Origin of the sequence: Solibacillus sp. FSL W7-1324, from assembly GCF_038008025.1 — a bacterium.
Lineage (GTDB): Bacteria > Bacillota > Bacilli > Bacillales_A > Planococcaceae > Solibacillus.
The window spans coordinates 1,007,111-1,022,840 of the sequence record NZ_JBBOYH010000001.1 but is presented as its reverse complement, the minus strand read 5'-3'; the positions used below and the strand labels follow the sequence as shown (position 1 = coordinate 1,022,840).

17 protein-coding genes are annotated in these 15,730 nt (G+C 41.4%); 1 reads left to right on the top strand and 16 read right to left on the bottom strand.

Annotated elements, in window-relative coordinates:
* Nucleotide 1: 1 nt before the first annotated feature.
* The 13 genes from rnc to MKY71_RS04765 all read right to left on the bottom strand — a co-directional run bounded on the left by rnc (nucleotide 2) and on the right by MKY71_RS04765 (nucleotide 12,798).
* Nucleotides 2-763: a ribonuclease III gene (gene rnc / locus MKY71_RS04825; RefSeq protein ID WP_339175521.1), complete on the bottom strand. Its 762-nt coding sequence runs from the start codon at nucleotides 761-763 to the stop codon at nucleotides 2-4.
* 204 nt (nucleotides 764-967) lie between these two features.
* The gene (gene acpP, locus MKY71_RS04820) at nucleotides 968-1,204 is read right to left on the bottom strand and encodes an acyl carrier protein (protein ID WP_008403327.1); all 237 of its coding nucleotides are present in this window, start codon (nucleotides 1,202-1,204) and stop codon (nucleotides 968-970) included.
* Between the two features lie 213 nt (nucleotides 1,205-1,417).
* Nucleotides 1,418-2,164, bottom strand: coding sequence for a 3-oxoacyl-[acyl-carrier-protein] reductase (gene fabG / locus MKY71_RS04815; RefSeq protein ID WP_340731755.1), 747 nt, complete (start codon nucleotides 2,162-2,164; stop codon nucleotides 1,418-1,420).
* Nucleotides 2,155-3,108: an ACP S-malonyltransferase gene (gene fabD / locus MKY71_RS04810; protein WP_340731754.1), complete on the bottom strand. Its 954-nt coding sequence runs from the start codon at nucleotides 3,106-3,108 to the stop codon at nucleotides 2,155-2,157. The genes fabG and fabD overlap by 10 nt, the downstream gene beginning before the upstream one ends.
* A 25-nt stretch (nucleotides 3,109-3,133) precedes the next feature.
* Complete coding sequence (gene plsX / locus MKY71_RS04805) at nucleotides 3,134-4,129, bottom strand: phosphate acyltransferase PlsX (RefSeq protein ID WP_339175519.1); 996 nt, start codon at nucleotides 4,127-4,129, stop codon at nucleotides 3,134-3,136.
* A complete protein-coding gene (gene fapR / locus MKY71_RS04800) occupies nucleotides 4,126-4,698 on the bottom strand; it encodes a transcription factor FapR (RefSeq protein WP_339175517.1) in 573 nt (190 codons plus the stop codon). Before fapR ends, plsX begins: the two co-directional genes overlap by 4 nt.
* 116 nt (nucleotides 4,699-4,814) lie before the next feature.
* On the bottom strand, nucleotides 4,815-5,234 hold the full coding sequence (locus MKY71_RS04795; RefSeq protein WP_340731753.1) for a VOC family protein: 420 nt from the start codon (nucleotides 5,232-5,234) through the stop codon (nucleotides 4,815-4,817).
* 68 nt (nucleotides 5,235-5,302) lie between these two features.
* The gene (gene recG / locus MKY71_RS04790; RefSeq protein ID WP_340731751.1) at nucleotides 5,303-7,342 is read right to left on the bottom strand and encodes an ATP-dependent DNA helicase RecG; all 2,040 of its coding nucleotides are present in this window, start codon (nucleotides 7,340-7,342) and stop codon (nucleotides 5,303-5,305) included.
* A 402-nt stretch (nucleotides 7,343-7,744) separates the two neighbouring features.
* Nucleotides 7,745-8,665 (bottom strand): L-serine ammonia-lyase, iron-sulfur-dependent, subunit alpha, encoded by a 921-nt coding sequence (sdaAA, locus tag MKY71_RS04785; protein WP_251689411.1) that lies wholly within the window; start codon nucleotides 8,663-8,665, stop codon nucleotides 7,745-7,747.
* Nucleotides 8,666-8,677: 12 nt separating this feature from the next.
* A complete protein-coding gene (gene sdaAB, locus MKY71_RS04780) occupies nucleotides 8,678-9,340 on the bottom strand; it encodes an L-serine ammonia-lyase, iron-sulfur-dependent subunit beta (protein WP_339175514.1) in 663 nt (220 codons plus the stop codon).
* Nucleotides 9,341-9,651: 311 nt separating this feature from the next.
* On the bottom strand, nucleotides 9,652-11,298 hold the full coding sequence (locus MKY71_RS04775; protein WP_339175513.1) for a DAK2 domain-containing protein: 1,647 nt from the start codon (nucleotides 11,296-11,298) through the stop codon (nucleotides 9,652-9,654).
* An 18-nt stretch (nucleotides 11,299-11,316) separates the two neighbouring features.
* A complete protein-coding gene (locus MKY71_RS04770) occupies nucleotides 11,317-11,679 on the bottom strand; it encodes an Asp23/Gls24 family envelope stress response protein (protein ID WP_008403339.1) in 363 nt (120 codons plus the stop codon).
* Between the two features lie 246 nt (nucleotides 11,680-11,925).
* Nucleotides 11,926-12,798, bottom strand: coding sequence for a diacylglycerol/lipid kinase family protein (locus MKY71_RS04765; protein WP_340731750.1), 873 nt, complete (start codon nucleotides 12,796-12,798; stop codon nucleotides 11,926-11,928).
* Between the two features lie 216 nt (nucleotides 12,799-13,014).
* On the opposite strand from MKY71_RS04765, the gene rpmB reads away from it, so the two are divergent.
* Nucleotides 13,015-13,203, top strand: a complete 189-nt coding sequence (rpmB, locus tag MKY71_RS04760) for a 50S ribosomal protein L28 (protein WP_004227417.1) — start codon at nucleotides 13,015-13,017, stop codon at nucleotides 13,201-13,203.
* Between the two features lie 348 nt (nucleotides 13,204-13,551).
* Here rpmB and MKY71_RS04755 read toward each other — a convergent pair whose 3' ends face one another.
* From MKY71_RS04755 to rsgA, 3 genes are read right to left on the bottom strand one after another with little or no spacing between them, the layout of a single operon-like run.
* Complete coding sequence (locus MKY71_RS04755; protein ID WP_340731749.1) at nucleotides 13,552-14,181, bottom strand: thiamine diphosphokinase; 630 nt, start codon at nucleotides 14,179-14,181, stop codon at nucleotides 13,552-13,554.
* The gene (rpe, locus tag MKY71_RS04750; RefSeq protein ID WP_340717597.1) at nucleotides 14,178-14,843 is read right to left on the bottom strand and encodes a ribulose-phosphate 3-epimerase; all 666 of its coding nucleotides are present in this window, start codon (nucleotides 14,841-14,843) and stop codon (nucleotides 14,178-14,180) included. The genes MKY71_RS04755 and rpe overlap by 4 nt, the downstream gene beginning before the upstream one ends.
* 2 nt (nucleotides 14,844-14,845) lie before the next feature.
* A complete protein-coding gene (rsgA, locus tag MKY71_RS04745) occupies nucleotides 14,846-15,727 on the bottom strand; it encodes a ribosome small subunit-dependent GTPase A (RefSeq protein WP_340731748.1) in 882 nt (293 codons plus the stop codon).
* Nucleotides 15,728-15,730 lie beyond the last annotated feature (3 nt).

The window sequence follows — 15,730 nt, the reverse complement described above, 5'->3', positions numbered from 1 at the left end:
GTTATTCCTCCTCTTGCTTTGACTGCTTAAGCATCAGCATGGCACTTTGTGCTGCTTGCTGCTCAGCCTCTTTCTTTGATTTTCCACGGCCAATACCTAACTCCTGGCTGTTTAACAATACGCGTGAAACGAATGTTCGATTATGCGCTGGTCCTTTTTCATCAACAATCTCATAATGTAAAAGGCCGTTGTTTGTTTGTTGAATAATTTCTTGTAATTGACTTTTAAAATCCATCACATGCGAAAAAGCACCGACTTCAACTTTAGGGAATACGACACGTTCTAAAAATGCGACAACTACTTCCAGACCTTGATCTAAATAAAGAGCTCCGACAAATGATTCAAATACGTCAGCAAGCAATGCCGGACGTTCACGACCACCTGTTAATTCTTCACCTTTACCTAATAAAACAAATTGCCCGAAGTTCAGTTCATTCGCAAAAACAACTAGTGATGGCTCACAAACGATTGATGCACGTAATTTCGTAAGTTCCCCTTCGCTCATATGCGGAAATTTTTCAAATAAATATTTTGATACAGATAACTCTAAAACTGCGTCCCCTAAAAATTCTAATCGCTCGTTATCCGTAAATAATTTGCGGCGATGCTCATTCACATAAGATGAATGTGTAAATGCTTGATATAATAAATCTTTATTCTGGAAATGAATGTTCATTTCGTTTTCTAAAACTTCAAATTGTGATTTTACTTTTTCAGGGAGTACCCCGGGTTTCTGGTTGTTCCCTTTTTTTCTATAGGTCATGTACTTTCTGCCTTCCTTCTAGTTTCTATCGTTTAGTTTACCTTGTTCTATAGCAATGTGCAAAGGGTATCAGTCAAATTCCTATCAAATTTCGTTTTATTTGTTCACTCCACTAGAAACTGCTATTTAACGCAATTTTCAGACGTAAAAAAGGCTGTACAAAAGTCGTTTTGACCTCGTACAGCCTTATGTTTTATAAATGAATTAGCTAATTTTGCTTTCGATGTATGAAATTGCATTACCAACTGTTGCAATTTTTTCTGCATCTTCATCAGAAATTTCCATATCGAACTCATCTTCAAGTTCCATTACTAACTCAACAACATCTAATGAATCTGCACCTAAATCCTCACGGAATGATGCTTCTAATTTCACTTCGCTTTCGTCAACGCCTAAACGGTCAACGACTACTTTTGAAACACGCTCAAATACTGTAGACAAATCAGTCACCTCCCCTCAATGAATCTGGCTCCGTTGATTTCCGTTCCGGGCACGCTTTCCGCGGGCGTGAGGCCAACACGATGTTGGTCACAAAAGCGTTGCCATAGGACGTGGCGCTCTTAGCTTTTGTTCCTAGTCTCAGGCGTCACGCTATTCCCGCAGGAGTCGGCCCTTCACTCCAATCAACTAGACACTGCTTATATTACAATAATCTTAAGCCATTACCATGCCGCCGTCTATTTGCAGTGTTTGGCCTGTAATGTAATTAGAACTGTCTGATGCGAAAAATACGACAGCTTTGGCGATATCTTCCGGTTGGCCCAATTTTGCCAACGGAATTTGTTTAAGCATACCTTCTTTCAAATCTTCCGGTAAGCCTTCTGTCATTTCCGTTGTAATAAAGCCTGGAGCAATAGCATTGACTAAAATATTACGTGAAGCAAGCTCCTGCGCAGTTGTTTTCGTTAAACCGATGACACCCGCTTTTGCCGCTACATAGTTTGCCTGTCCGGCATTACCTGCAACTCCGACGATCGAAGAAATATTAATGATGCGACCTGCACGCTGCTTCATCATTTGTCGCGTTACAGCTTTTGTACAAAGGAACACACCTTTTAAATTCGTATTGATGACATCATCCCATTCGTCATCTTTCATACGCATTAACAAATTGTCGCGCGTGATGCCCGCATTGTTCACTAAAATATCAATCGAACCGTACGTATCAAGCGCCGATTTCATTAAGTTCTGCACAGAATCCGCGTCTGCTACATTCGCCTGAACAGCAATTGCTTCGCCGCCATTTGCTTTAATTTCTTCTACTACTTTCTGTGCCTTTTGCTCGCTCCCGCTGTAATTGACAACGACTTTTGCACCTTCACTTGCCAATTGTAATGCGATTGCGCGACCAATGCCACGAGATGCCCCTGTTACAACTGCACATTTCCCTGTTAAACCCATTGTTTCCACTCCTTTGATGCCTCAACAACTTGTGTTAAACTCGCCTCATCATATACACAGTAAGTTTGTACATTGCGGTCGATTTTTTTCACTAAGCCTGATAATACTTTTCCAGGTCCGCATTCGATAAAGACTGTTACCCCTTCAGCAATAAGCTTTTCAATGTTTTGCTGCCATTGTACAGAGCTTGTTACTTGGGCAACCATTTCTTCTTTTATTGCTTCCACCGTTGTTAAAAGCTCTGAAGTTACATTGCTCACTACCGGAATTTTTGGTTCCTGCAATGGTAAATTTTCTACTGTATCTTTTAAATTATGTGCCGCTTTCTGCATTAATGAACTATGGAAAGGACCGCTCACGACTAATGGTAAAGCTCGTTTTGCTCCCGCTTCCTTCGCTCTTATACATGCCTCGTCAACACCTTGTTTCGTCCCTGAAATCACAATTTGGCCCGGACAGTTGAAGTTCGCCACTTGAACGACTTCTCCTTCAGCGGATACTTGTTGGCAAATGGCGTCCAGCTTTTCTCCATCTAACGCCAATATAGCTGCCATTGCTCCTTGACCTGCAGGTACTGCCTCGTCCATAAATACACCCCGCCTATGAACTGTTTGAACTGCATCTTCAAAATCAATTACTCCTGAAATGACAAATGCACTGTATTCTCCTAATGAATGTCCCGCAGTATATTGCGGTGCAATACCGGCTTCAATCAGCTTGTTTGCGATCATCACCCCTGATGTCAATAAAGCTGGCTGAGCATGGTATGTCAGTGTTAATGTTTCTTGCGGACCGTTCAGCATATAGTCCGACAGTGGAAGGTTCAACACTTCGTTTGCTCGTTCATAATACTGTTTGCTTACTTCATCATTCGCAACAAACTCCGCACCCATCCCTACAGTTTGTGAACCTTGTCCTGGAAAAATAAAAGCAACTTTTGTCATTTGATAATCCCCTTTGTGAAAAAGCTTATTCTGGCTTTGGCAATTGCTCAATTTTTTTAGTAATTGTTTCGCATACTTTATGCTCTACCATAATTGTCGCTTGACGAATTGCACTGTAAATCGCACGTGCATTCGAAGAGCCATGCGCCTTAATAACAGGTGCTTTCAGGCCGAATAAAGCCGCACCACCGTATTCAGTATAATCCATTTTATCTTTTAACTGCTTCAAGTCGTTTTTTACTAATGCAGCAGCAATCTTTGTTTTTGTTGTAGCAAATAATGCATCCTTCAACATTTTGAAAACCGTACCCGCTGTACCTTCGATTGTTTTCAGCACCATATTGCCTGTAAACCCATCCGTTACGACAACATCTGCGACCCCATTCAGTAATTCGCGTGCTTCCACATTACCTTCAAAGTTGAAATCCGCTTCTTTCATTAATGTGAATGCCGATTTAGTTAATTCATTACCTTTTTTATCTTCCGTTCCGATATTCAATAGTCCAATACGTGGTGATTTTTGACCGCGTACTTGCTTCACATAAATATCACCCATGATTGCGTACTGTAATAAGTTTTCAGGTTTTGCATCTGCATTCGCCCCTAAATCAAGCATTAGGAAGCCGTCACCATTCATCGTCGGTAATGTTGTTGCTAATGCAGGACGTGCGACCCCATCAATACGTCCTACTTTGAAAAGTCCGCCTGCCATTAAAGCACCCGTATTCCCAGCCGATAAACAAGCGTCCGCTTTTCCTTCAGCAACTGCATCCAGCATACGTGCCATTGAAGAATCTTTTTTACGGCGTACTGCGCGTGCCGGATCATCTTCTCCCTCTACAACTTCACTGCAATGAACAACCGTCAGGCGATCATGGTTCTTTAAGTAAGGCGCCATTTTCTGTTCATCGCCATACAGATCAATTGTTAATTTCGGAAAATCTTCAAGCGCCATGAAGACACCTTCCACGATTGCTTTTGGTGCGTTATCTCCGCCCATACCATCTACTGCTATTTTCATGTTGTTTCTTCACCTTTCATCCGATACATTTCAAACTCTCCTTTGAAAACTAGTTCATTATCAACAGAAGAAGTTACTTCGATAAATGTACGGTTTTTATCAGGGTTTTTCCCTTTTACAACGGCCTTCGTTACGACACGATTACCTGCTCGAACCGGTTTCACGAAAGCTACATTTGATTTTACAGTAAGGGCAAGCTCATCATCAATTACTGCAACCGCCAAAGAATTGGCCTGTGCAAATAGATGGTGACCGCGCGCTATGCCATTGCGCTGGAAAACATGCTCTTCTCCAACATCAAATATTGAAATTGCCCGGTTATCCAGCTCTATATCAATAATTTCACCGATGACTTCATCGAGTGGCAACGATTTTACTTCATCATATTTTTTAGCAGCAACATCTTTAATACGTTCACGCAATTCCGGAATAGCGAGTTCCATGCGATCCAATCGAATTGTTTGAACGCTCACATTAAATTCAGCTGCTAATTGTTCATCTGTCACGAAAGGATTGTCTGCGATCTGCTCAGTCAATAACGACTGTCGCTCTTTTTTGGAACGCTTCATCGTATTTGTTACCTACCTTTAATTTTCTAAAAGATTAGTATTAGCACTTGGTACTAATATCAATATACATGTATAAAAAAAAGAACGCAACAACTTTTTGTCGCGTTCTTGAAATCTTATGCTTCAAGGCTTAGCTGCCACAGCACCCCGAACTTGTCTTTCACCTGACCATAGCACTTGCTCCAAAAGGTCTCCTGTAACTCCATTACAACCTTTCCGCCTACTTTTAAACCATCGAAAATATACCGGATTTCCTGCTCGTCTTTTGATGTATAGGCAATGCTAATATTATCCCCTACCGTTACTTGCGGAGAGCCCGGATACGTATCGGAAAACATCATTTGACCTTCCTGCAATTCAATTTGCGCATTCATGACCAGATCTTTTGCTTCTGGTGGAATAGGGTTCTCAGGGTTTGGCGGTAATTCTCCAAATGTTGAAATCGTTACACTTTTGGCGTTAAATAATTCTGCATATAACACCACTGCCTCTTTTGCTTGTCCATTTAGTACAAAATACGGATACATGTTTCCCATCTTATAACCTCTTTTCAGCATTTTTAAGTAGCTTAAATAGTTTTCCACCAAATACAGGTTCTAATCGTTTAATCGATCCGTTCTCCTTGCAGAACGCCGGAAGCCGTTAAATCCTCCCGTAAAAATTCATATTCCGGATCTTGCCAGAATGCTTCATCATAGAGCATTTTTTCGGCATCCTGTCTTGCTGTTTCAAGTGCCCGGTAATCATGAACAAGATCTGCCAGTTTAAATTCCGGCAACCCGCTTTGTCGTTTACCGAAGAAATCCCCTGAGCCGCGCAATTCCAAATCTTTTTCAGCCAGGCGGAAACCGTCATTCGTCTCGGTCATACTCATCATACGTTCTTTTCCTTCATCTGTTTTCGGATCAGCAATCAGTACACAATAAGATTGATGTTCTCCCCGGCCAACACGTCCGCGCAGCTGGTGAAGCTGAGCTAAACCAAAACGCTCGGCATCATAAATTGTCATGAATGTCGCGTTTGGAACGTTTACCCCAACTTCGACAACAGTTGTCGATACAAGTACATGAATTTCTCCATCACTGAACGCTCGCATGACCGTATCTTTTTCGTCCGAATGCAATCGACCGTGCATCAGGCCGATTTCAAAACGGTTGCCGAAATATGCCTTTAATTGTTCATAAGCTTCCACTGCATTTTGTACATCGAGTTTATCGGATTCTTCGATTAATGGAGCAATGACATACGCTTGGCGGCCTGCTTCAAGTTCTTGGGTCATGCGCATCAGCACACTGTTCAGCTGTTCTTTTTTCAGCCAATGCGTTTCAATTTCTTTCCTTCCTGCAGGCAATTCATCAATAATCGAAACATCCATCTCGCCAAAAGCTGTAATGGCTAACGTACGAGGAATAGGTGTTGCGGTCATGAAAAGCACATCCGGATTTTCACCTTTTTCACGCAGTACACGACGCTGTTCTACACCAAACCGGTGTTGCTCATCCGTAATGACAAAGCCTAATTTTTTGAATTCGACATCTGGCTGGATAAGTGCATGTGTCCCAATGAGAATATCGATTTCTCCTGCTGCGAGCTGCGCTAACAATTCACGGCGTGCCTTTGTTTTTGTGGAGCCCGACAATAATGCGATCTTAACACCGATCGGATCAAACCACATATGCAGGTTTTCAGCATGCTGCTCGGCTAAAATTTCGGTCGGTGCCATTAAAGCCCCTTGATAACCTGCCGTTACAGCGGCATATAGACCGATTGCCGCAACAACCGTCTTCCCTGATCCAACATCCCCTTGAAGTAGACGATTCATACGTTGCGGCAGCAGTAAATCTTTGCATATTTCATTGACAACCCGCTTTTGGGCCCCTGTTAATTCATACGGCAGAGTTGAAATAAATTCCTTTAATTTTTCCAGGTCAAAGCGGACGGATATCCCTTTTTCATTTTCCTTATTTGCTTTTCTCAATGCTTGAATACGCAGCTGGAACTGCAGTAATTCCTCATAAACGAAGCGGCGGCGCGCCTGTTTTGCATGGTCTGCACTTTGCGGGAAATGTACCCCTTCGAGCGCTTCTTGAATATTCAATAACTGGTAGTTATCGCGCAGATAGTGCGGCAATGTTTCAGGTAATTGATCCTTCACGGTATCCAATGCTTGGCGCATATATTTACGGAAGCGCTTTTGCTGAATATTCCCTTTTAAGCTGTAGACAGGCTCAAAATCAACTTGTTCTGTTTTCGGTCCGAACGTCACGGACGAACCGACAATCACTTGGCGACCGCGATCCCATTTCCCGGTAACCGTAATGATGCCGCCGGTTGAAATTTTTTGCCGTAAATAATTTTGATTGAAAAACACAACTTTAATTAAATGTCTTCCTGCAAGAGCCGTAAATTGCAGTCGTGACTTGTTTTTCCCTAAAAACAATACGGTCGGTTCACTTTCGACACGTGCTTCAATCGTTACACGCTCATTATGCGGTGTTTCAGTCAAATCTTTTAATCGAAAATCTTCATGGCGGTATGGAAATGTCCAAATCAAGTCATGGATTGTCTCGATGCCAATTTTCATTAAATTTTCGGCTGTTTCTTTTCCGATTCCCTTTAATTGTGAAACTGGCTCATGAATCATTGTTGACACTTCCTTCCTTTACGAGTTTTAATAATTTAACAATATCATAAAATGGGTGCATACGTTCCCTCATAAACTAAAAAAGCCAAGGCAAACCCAAAAATAACATTTTTCTCTATGAGAAAAATGTTATTTTTTCGCTGTGCGTAAAAATTGATTTCCATTCCGGGGACGCTTTCCGGGGGCGTGAGGCCAACACGATGTTGGTCACAAAAGCGTTGCCACAGGACGTGGCGTTCTTAGCTTTTGTTCCTAGTCTCAGGCGTCACGCTATTCCCCCAGGAGTCGCCCCTCCATTCCAATCAATTTTATAAATTATCCGTTTCTTAATACAGATTTTCAGCTTGTTCTATGAAATTTCTACTTCTGCCCGCCCGATTTTTGAATATCTCATTAGATTAATTAGTTACTGCCTACACGCGATTTCAGCAGGCTTTTCAGGTCTCCGCCTTCAAAGATTGCATGGGTAATGGCTTTGCCTGTAGGTGTTGCAGCTAAACCGCCACGTGCTGTTTCTTTCAAGTTCGGGCTCATTGCCTGACCGATTCGGTACATTGCGCCGATTACCTCATCACATGGAATACGGCTTGTCACACCTGCTAAAGCCATATCCGCTGCTACCAATGAGTTGGATGCACCCATTGCATTCCGTTTAACACAAGGTACTTCAACTAAGCCTGCAACAGGGTCACATACTAATCCAAGCATATTTTTCAATGTGATGGCAAATGCTTCCGAACTTTGCTGTGCTGTTCCGCCAGCCATTTCGACAATCGCAGCAGCGGCCATTGCCGATGCACTGCCGACTTCCGCCTGGCAGCCGCCTTCAGCACCCGAAATAGAAGCATTGTTCGCCACGATAAATCCGAATGCTCCGGACGTGAATAAATAGCGAATCATTTGTTCACGTGTCGGATTTAATTTATTTTGAACGGCAAACAATGTCCCCGGAACTACTCCTGCTGAACCAGCAGTTGGTGTCGCACAAATTGTACCCATTGCCGCATTCACTTCGTTTGTTGCAACCGCCTTGCTGACAGCATCAAGTAAAAGGTCTCCGGCTAATGTGTTGCCTTTTTTAATATAATTTTGAATAAGTACAGCATCGCCACCCGTTAAACCTGTTACGGATTGTACACCTTTTAAGCCGCGCTCTACCGCTTCTTCCATAATCGTTAAGTTGCGATCCATCTGTGTAAAAATTTCTTCACGCGAGCGACCTGTAATTAACATTTCCTGTTCGATCATCAATTCGGAAATCAGCTTTCCTTCTCTTTCGGCTAACTCCACCAGCTCACGAACACTGCGGAATAAAACATCCATATTTGCCACCCCTTAGTTATTAATTTTCGATACTTTCGTAATATGCGGAATGTATGAAATTTGCTCTAACAGACGCTGATCAATGTTTTGATCGACTTCAATTACCATTAAAGCGGTTAAACCACGTTCAATACGCGATACTTCCATATGTCCAATATTAACATCATGCATGGCTAAACAATTCGCCACGTTTGCAATACAGCCTGCACGGTCATCATGCACAACTAAAATTGCCGGCATTCCGCCTGTCAGACGCAGCTTGAATCCGTTCACTTCACTAATTTCAATTTTACCGCCGCCGATTGAAATACCTTCAACGCTCATTTCCGATTCGTCATCGCCCATCAATATCCGAGCAGTATTTGGATGTTCTTTATTAGCTGTTTCCGGAATGAATTCAAATTGCAAGCCTGCTTTTTCTGCTTCGGCAAAAGAAGTTTTAATACGTTCATCATCTGTATCGTAATCTAGTAAGCCACCGATAATCGCCACATCTGTTCCATGGCCGCGGTATGTTTCGGCAAAAGAACCGTATAAATAAATTTTCGCCCATTTTGGCTGGCGTCCAAACAAGTCGCGTGCAACACGTCCAATTCGTGCTGCCCCTGCTGTATGTGAAGAGGATGGACCAATCATAACAGGTCCAATAATATCAAAAACCGATGTAAATTTCATAAAGTTATCCCCCCATATTCTTTCATACTTTCATTTACTCCTAGTGTACTCATTTTCTCTGCAATTAACAAACTTCTTGTTGTAAAAACAGAATAATAACCAAATTGAGGATGATCCTCCATAACTTTACGCAGACGTGTAAGAAGTAAGGGGGCAAAGTGATGGAAATATTCCCCTAAACTAACTTTATACAGGAAAACCGACTGAATACAAGGGAACTATACAGCCTTCCAATTCAACCTTTTTCACTCTACTCAAACGTAATGAAAGCAGTGCATACATGAATGTACACACTGCTTTCACTATTGATTTTATTCTACAGATAAAATGAACGGATACAGGGATTGCTTGCCTTCAACAATTTCCACTTCAGCATCCGGATAATTTTCTTCGATAAAGTTTTGTAATTCATCGGCTTGTTCTGCTGTCGCATCTTCACCATAAATGATTGTGATGATTTCTGAATCTTCATCCATTAACCCATCAAGCACTTTTTTCGCTGCATCCATCATTTCAGGAGTCGATAAAATAATTTTACCTTCAGCCAATGCCATATAATCATCTTTGCGAATTTCAACACCGTCAATCGATGTATCACGTACCGCAAATGTTACTTGACCAGTTTTCACATGTTCAAAGCCTTGTGTCATGTTTGCTTTATTCGTTTCAACCGATTCAGCAGGATTGAATGCTAAAATAGCTGCCATTCCTTGAGGGATCGTTTTTGTCGGCACAACCGCTGCTTCAATTTCCAGAAGTTCAGCCGCTTGCTCTGCCGCCATAATGATATTTTTATTGTTCGGTAAAATCAGTACTCGCTCTGCACCAATTTCTTTAACCGCTTTTACGATATCTTCTGTAGAAGGGTTCATCGTCTGTCCGCCTTCAATTACATAAGAAGCACCGATTGAGCGTAGAAGATTGGATACACCTTCACCCATTGCAATCGTTACAATCGCATAAGGTACTTTTGCTTTTTGCTGTTTTGCAGGTGCTTGTGGTGTATCGTTAACAATCGCAGAATGCTGTTCACGCATATTGTCTACTTTAATTTTAATTAAGCTACCATATTTTTGACCCGCTGCAAGTACGGCACCTGGAGTTTCCGAGTGTATATGTACTTTTGCAATTTCATCGTCCGAGATAACTAATAATGAGTCACCCATCGGATTCAGTTCTTGGCGGAACTGCTCTTCGTCAAATGGTGATTTATCTTCCTCGAAGCGCACCATGATTTCTGTACAGTAACCAAATTCAATGTCAGATGTGTCCATGAAGTCTTGTACACGGTGATGTTCTGCATTAATTAAATCATCCAGTGAAGATTCATTTTTTTCCGGTAGTGGCTCGCCTTTCATAGAAGCAAGGAATCCTTCGTATACGAACAGTAATCCTTGGCCGCCGCTATCAACAACACCCACTTCTTTTAATACAGGTAAAAGATCCGGCGTACGGTTTAATGATTGTTTTGCTTCCTCGATGAATGCTTCCATAAGAACAATCATATCTTCTTCTGTTTCAGCAACTTCCACACCTTTTGCTGCGGCTTCACGAGCAACCGTTAGGATTGTCCCTTCCACTGGTTTCATAACGGCTTTATAGGCAGTATCTACACCAGCCTGGAATGCATTCGCTAAGCCTTTCGCATCGATTTCAGCTTCTTTTTCAATCGCTTTACCGAACCCGCGGAATAACTGTGATAAAATTACGCCTGAATTTCCGCGTGCACCCATTAGTAAGCCTTTTGATAACGCCTGAGCTGTTTTACCGATATGTGCACTTACATTGGCTTCTGTTTCATCTGCACCAGATGTCATTGATAAATTCATATTTGTTCCCGTATCACCATCCGGCACAGGGAATACATTTAGCGAATCTACATAAGCTGCATTTTGGTATAGGTGATGTGCACCCATTTGTACCATTTCAGCAAATTTAATTCCGTCTAAAGACTTCATTCGATTCATTTCCTCCTCTTACACATTCGCAACACGAACGCCTTGAACAAAAATATTAACTGATTTAACGCTCATACCTAATGTTTTATTTACTGTATATTTTACTTTGGATTGTACTTGATAAGCGATTTCAGAAATTTTCGTACCATAGCTTACAATAATGTACATATCAATATGTAAGTCATCACCTTCTTGGCGAATGAGCACACCTTTTGCGAAATTCTCTTTTCGTAAAATATCTGTTAAACCATCACGAATTTGATGTTTTGATGCCATGCCTACAATGCCATAGCATTCAATCGCTGCTCCACCAGCAATTTGAGCAATAACATCATTGGATATATCAATATGACCGAATTCGTTATTTAATTCTACTGACATAGTGAATGCCCCCTTGGCTCTATTTGACTAATTTATATTGTACTACACAAAAGTCGATTATAAAAGAAAACGTTCATCTACGTCTAGCCTGAAGTCGTTTTTTAAAATTTCTCTTAATTAAACTGCTCTTTATTTTTAATCAGACCAACATCATATTATAATAATTTTTTAGTACAATCTAATTAGAGTATTTGACTATTTCCGGTTGTTATACAAAGAAGCATTCATGAAATGAATCACGATGGTTTATTTTGTATAAAATTCGAGATGATTATGCAAAATCGAGATTTTCGCCGGAAGTTGGCTGATTAAATCACCGTCAACATTCAGCGGAAGTGCTTCATTCGCGTTAACATGCATTTCCTGTGCATTGAATTTAATAATATTATCATCATCCTCATAATTGCCTGTCAGCAGGTTTTTAGCTGTGCCTACCACTTGTAGCGTGTTCGTACTTTTAATAATAAATCCGTGCAGGAGACCGTCAGATTTATCAGCTTCTTCATTCATGTGACGGAAGCTTCCGACTGAATCGGTCAAAACACATATGAAGAGCATCATATCTTCTTTATACGTTTTTCCGTCTGCTTTAACTTCCATTTCATAAGTATCATTTTGTATAGCCGCTTTTACACCTTCAAATAGGTAAGCGAGCGAACCAAGCGACGTTTTTTGTTCCAACGTCACATCGCCGACCGCTTCTGCCAATAATCCGATTGCAATGACATTCGTGAAGTAATAATCATTCACTTTCCCGATATCTGCTTTTGTTGTTTTCCCGCCGAGTAACGCAATCGCCTCATCCGGATCAAGCGAAATATCCAATGCACGGGCAAAATCATTGACCGTCCCCAATGGAATGATCCCTACAACAGGGCGGTGGGGCTGTTCTGCAATGCCGTTGATCCCTTCATTTACCGTACCGTCTCCCCCGACTAAAATAACCTCATCATATTTCTCGTCGCATGCCATTTTAGCAAAACGGGTTGCATCCTTTTCACCTGTAGTTTCTTTTACGACAACTTCATAATTATGTAATTGTGCGATAATTTTCTTTTCGTAGTCACTTGCCTTTTCTTTTCCTGAAGTAGGATTGATGATGACCATACATTTTTTCATAATTGCTTCCTCCTAAGCAATTCGTTTATAGTGTACATTACCTTTTCCAGGAAGTTTTTAATCCCGAATAAGCAAAATGGGGTGTAAAGGTTTTTTTCTTGAAAGGTTGTGCAAAATGTCTTGCACTCATTGCCTCTGTATGTTAAATTATTATGGTATGTGAAATAACGAACTGAAATAAAGATTTCAGATTCAGCTGTAAGGAGGAATTTTACAATGCCAAAACAATGCGTAATTACTGGCCGTAAAGCTCGTACAGGCAACAACCGTTCACACGCTATGAACGCTAACAAACGTACTTGGGGTGCTAACCTTCAAAAAGTTCGTATCTTAGTTGACGGTAAGCCAAAACGTGTATGGGTTTCTGCTCGTGCTTTAAAATCAGGTAAAATCGAGCGCGTATAATCGCGTATAGAGTATCAGCAATTGCTGATACTCTATTTTTTTGCAAATAATAAAAAATGCACTAAAGTGCCCGGTCAAGGTTCCCCACTTTTGCACGGAGGGACTGAAATGTCCATGGAGCTGGCGCTTTAGCCTGGACGTGGACAAATACTTATTTCCAGGTTATCCATATGCGATTGGATATACTTTCCTGAATAACAAAAAAATACAGCCCATAATCGCTATGAGCTGTAGCCAGGATCTTTATTTTTCTTTTTTATCTCTACGAAACAACTTCACGCAGCCTCTTGCCACACCGCTTAACCACTTAGGCATTTGGAATGTATATACTTTCAGCGTTGTTCCTCCTTAATCTTTACTCTTTATCATTAAACATATGCCTTCCTCAAATGAAATAGACCCTGTACCTATTATTTCATTGCTTGTGAAACGCGTTGTCCCCTGCTCAATCACTTCATCTGTTGTTTCATATTTAACCCCGCGCAATGTTACGTTCTGAAGCGTCTTTCCATAGGCAAAAAACGAAACATAGGTATGATGATCTTCTGTCAAAATATGCGTACCCGGCAGTAAAAATTGAATGATATTATGAGAATTCATGATTTTAAAAGTAATTTGAGGATACTGCTGTTGCATAAGGAAAACAGACCTTAACGAAGCTTCGTAATGATCTAAGCGTCCGCCTGTAACACCGGTCAAAAAGACTTCCTGCGGTTCATATGTAAGAGCCTTCAGCAAGGCTAGGTCTGTATCCGTCTCGTCTTTTTCAGCCTGAAACTGTTCCACATGGTCTACTGCTTCGGAAATCCGCGCAAATTCCTCCGCTGTAATAGAATCAAAATCGCCGACAATGCTATGTGGCCGTATCCCTTTGTCCACTAAATACAATGCACCCCGGTCGACTCCAATCCATATATCCGGTGTTAAAGAAAAGGCGACCTCATGTACGGGGCCGCCTGAGCAGATGGCAACAATCATTGAATTGCCGCTAATCCTGCTTGTTTAATTTCCTGTAAAGCCTGTGCGCGATCTTCTTTACTGTAAATAGCTGAACCCGCAACAAACACCGTTGCCCCCGCTTTTGCACAAGGTACGATTGTTTCAGCGTTAATGCCGCCATCAATTTCGATTTCGATATTCAGGCCACGTTCTTTAATGATTTTCGATAGTGCTTCTACTTTCGGCACAACGGATTCAATGAACTTTTGCCCGCCAAAGCCCGGGTTAACTGTCATAAACAGCACCATATCAACATCTTCCAAAATATGCTGAATCGTTTCAATCGGCGTATGCGGATTTAATACAACACCCGGTTTAACACCAAATGAACGGATCAGCTGGATTGTACGATGCAAATGTCGGCATGCTTCAACATGTACCGTAATGTAGTCTGCTCCCGCTTTCGCAAATTGTTCAATATACTGATCAGGATTTTCAATCATTAAATGTACGTCCATCGGTAATGTAGAAAGGGGACGAATTGCTTCTAATGCAATCGCACCAAATGAAATATTCGGAACGAAATGGCCGTCCATTACGTCGATATGGATCAATTCTGCTCCTGCTGCTTCTACTTCTTTTACCTCTTGTCCTAGCTTTGCAAAGTCTGCTGCTAAAATTGATGGTGCAATTTTAATCATGTCTAATACCTCGGCTTTCGGTCAATAATTTCTTGTAAAATTTGTTCATAGTGCTCATAGCGGTACGAACGGATTTCACCAGTTTCCACCGCTTGTTTTACCGCACATTTCGGTTCCTTTATATGCAGGCAGCCACGGAACTTACAATTCTCGCTAATTCGCTCGAACTCTGGTAAACAAGATGTCAGCTCTTCCTTTTCTATCATTTCAAAATCGAAAGAACTGAAGCCTGGCGTATCTGCCAATAGCCCTCCACATACTTCAATAAGCTCTACATGACGTGTCGTATGTTTTCCTCGTCCTAAACTTTTTGAAATAATCCCTGTTTTTAAATCTAGTTCAGGAAGCAATGTATTTAACAATGTAGACTTTCCGACACCTGACTGTCCGGCAAGCACCGATGTTTTTTCCTGCAAATAAGGTTCAATCTTTTCCAGCAATGTTGGATCATCAATATAAGTTTCGATAATGTCATAGCCGATTGCCCTATAATCGTCAATATAGTTTTGTAAATGTGCCCGTTCAGCATCATTCAATAAATCCATTTTCGTTAAAATAATGATCGGCTGTACATGGAACGACTCAAGCACGACTAAAAAACGGTCGAGCAGGACTGTATTAAAATCTGGTTCTTTTGCGGAAAACACTAGTAAGGCCTGATCTACATTCGCAATAGGAGGCCGAACAAGTTCATTTTGGCGTTCCAGAATTTTATCGATTGAACCATCTGATTCACCGTCATACGAATATTCCACAAAATCGCCGACAAGTGGAGATTCTCCGCGATTACGGAAAATCCCACGAGCGCGACATTGAATTAAATCGCCGTCTTTTTCAACATAATAATAGCCGCTTAATGCTTTTCGAATTTGGGCTTGCGCCATCCA

What these genes read in the sequence shown, in the direction of transcription:
- rpe (WP_340717597.1), bottom strand. Translation starts at nt 14,843, where the DNA reads ATGATTAAAATTGCACCATCAATTTTAGCAGCAGACTTTGCAAAGCTA.
- rpmB (WP_004227417.1), top strand. Translation starts at nt 13,015, where the DNA reads ATGCCAAAACAATGCGTAATTACTGGCCGTAAAGCTCGTACAGGCAAC.
- MKY71_RS04775 (WP_339175513.1), bottom strand. Translation starts at nt 11,298, where the DNA reads ATGAAGTCTTTAGACGGAATTAAATTTGCTGAAATGGTACAAATGGGT.
- MKY71_RS04755 (WP_340731749.1), bottom strand. Translation starts at nt 14,181, where the DNA reads ATGATTGTTGCCATCTGCTCAGGCGGCCCCGTACATGAGGTCGCCTTT.
- MKY71_RS04795 (WP_340731753.1), bottom strand. Translation starts at nt 5,234, where the DNA reads ATGGGAAACATGTATCCGTATTTTGTACTAAATGGACAAGCAAAAGAG.
- MKY71_RS04765 (WP_340731750.1), bottom strand. Translation starts at nt 12,798, where the DNA reads ATGAAAAAATGTATGGTCATCATCAATCCTACTTCAGGAAAAGAAAAG.
- rsgA (WP_340731748.1), bottom strand. Translation starts at nt 15,727, where the DNA reads ATGGCGCAAGCCCAAATTCGAAAAGCATTAAGCGGCTATTATTATGTT.
- fapR (WP_339175517.1), bottom strand. Translation starts at nt 4,698, where the DNA reads ATGAAGCGTTCCAAAAAAGAGCGACAGTCGTTATTGACTGAGCAGATC.
- fabG (WP_340731755.1), bottom strand. Translation starts at nt 2,164, where the DNA reads ATGGGTTTAACAGGGAAATGTGCAGTTGTAACAGGGGCATCTCGTGGC.
- plsX (WP_339175519.1), bottom strand. Translation starts at nt 4,129, where the DNA reads ATGAAAATAGCAGTAGATGGTATGGGCGGAGATAACGCACCAAAAGCA.
- recG (WP_340731751.1), bottom strand. Translation starts at nt 7,342, where the DNA reads ATGATTCATGAGCCAGTTTCACAATTAAAGGGAATCGGAAAAGAAACA.
- rnc (WP_339175521.1), bottom strand. Translation starts at nt 763, where the DNA reads ATGACCTATAGAAAAAAAGGGAACAACCAGAAACCCGGGGTACTCCCT.
- sdaAB (WP_339175514.1), bottom strand. Translation starts at nt 9,340, where the DNA reads ATGAAATTTACATCGGTTTTTGATATTATTGGACCTGTTATGATTGGT.
- fabD (WP_340731754.1), bottom strand. Translation starts at nt 3,108, where the DNA reads ATGACAAAAGTTGCTTTTATTTTTCCAGGACAAGGTTCACAAACTGTA.
- MKY71_RS04770 (WP_008403339.1), bottom strand. Translation starts at nt 11,679, where the DNA reads ATGTCAGTAGAATTAAATAACGAATTCGGTCATATTGATATATCCAAT.
- sdaAA (WP_251689411.1), bottom strand. Translation starts at nt 8,665, where the DNA reads ATGGATGTTTTATTCCGCAGTGTTCGTGAGCTGGTGGAGTTAGCCGAA.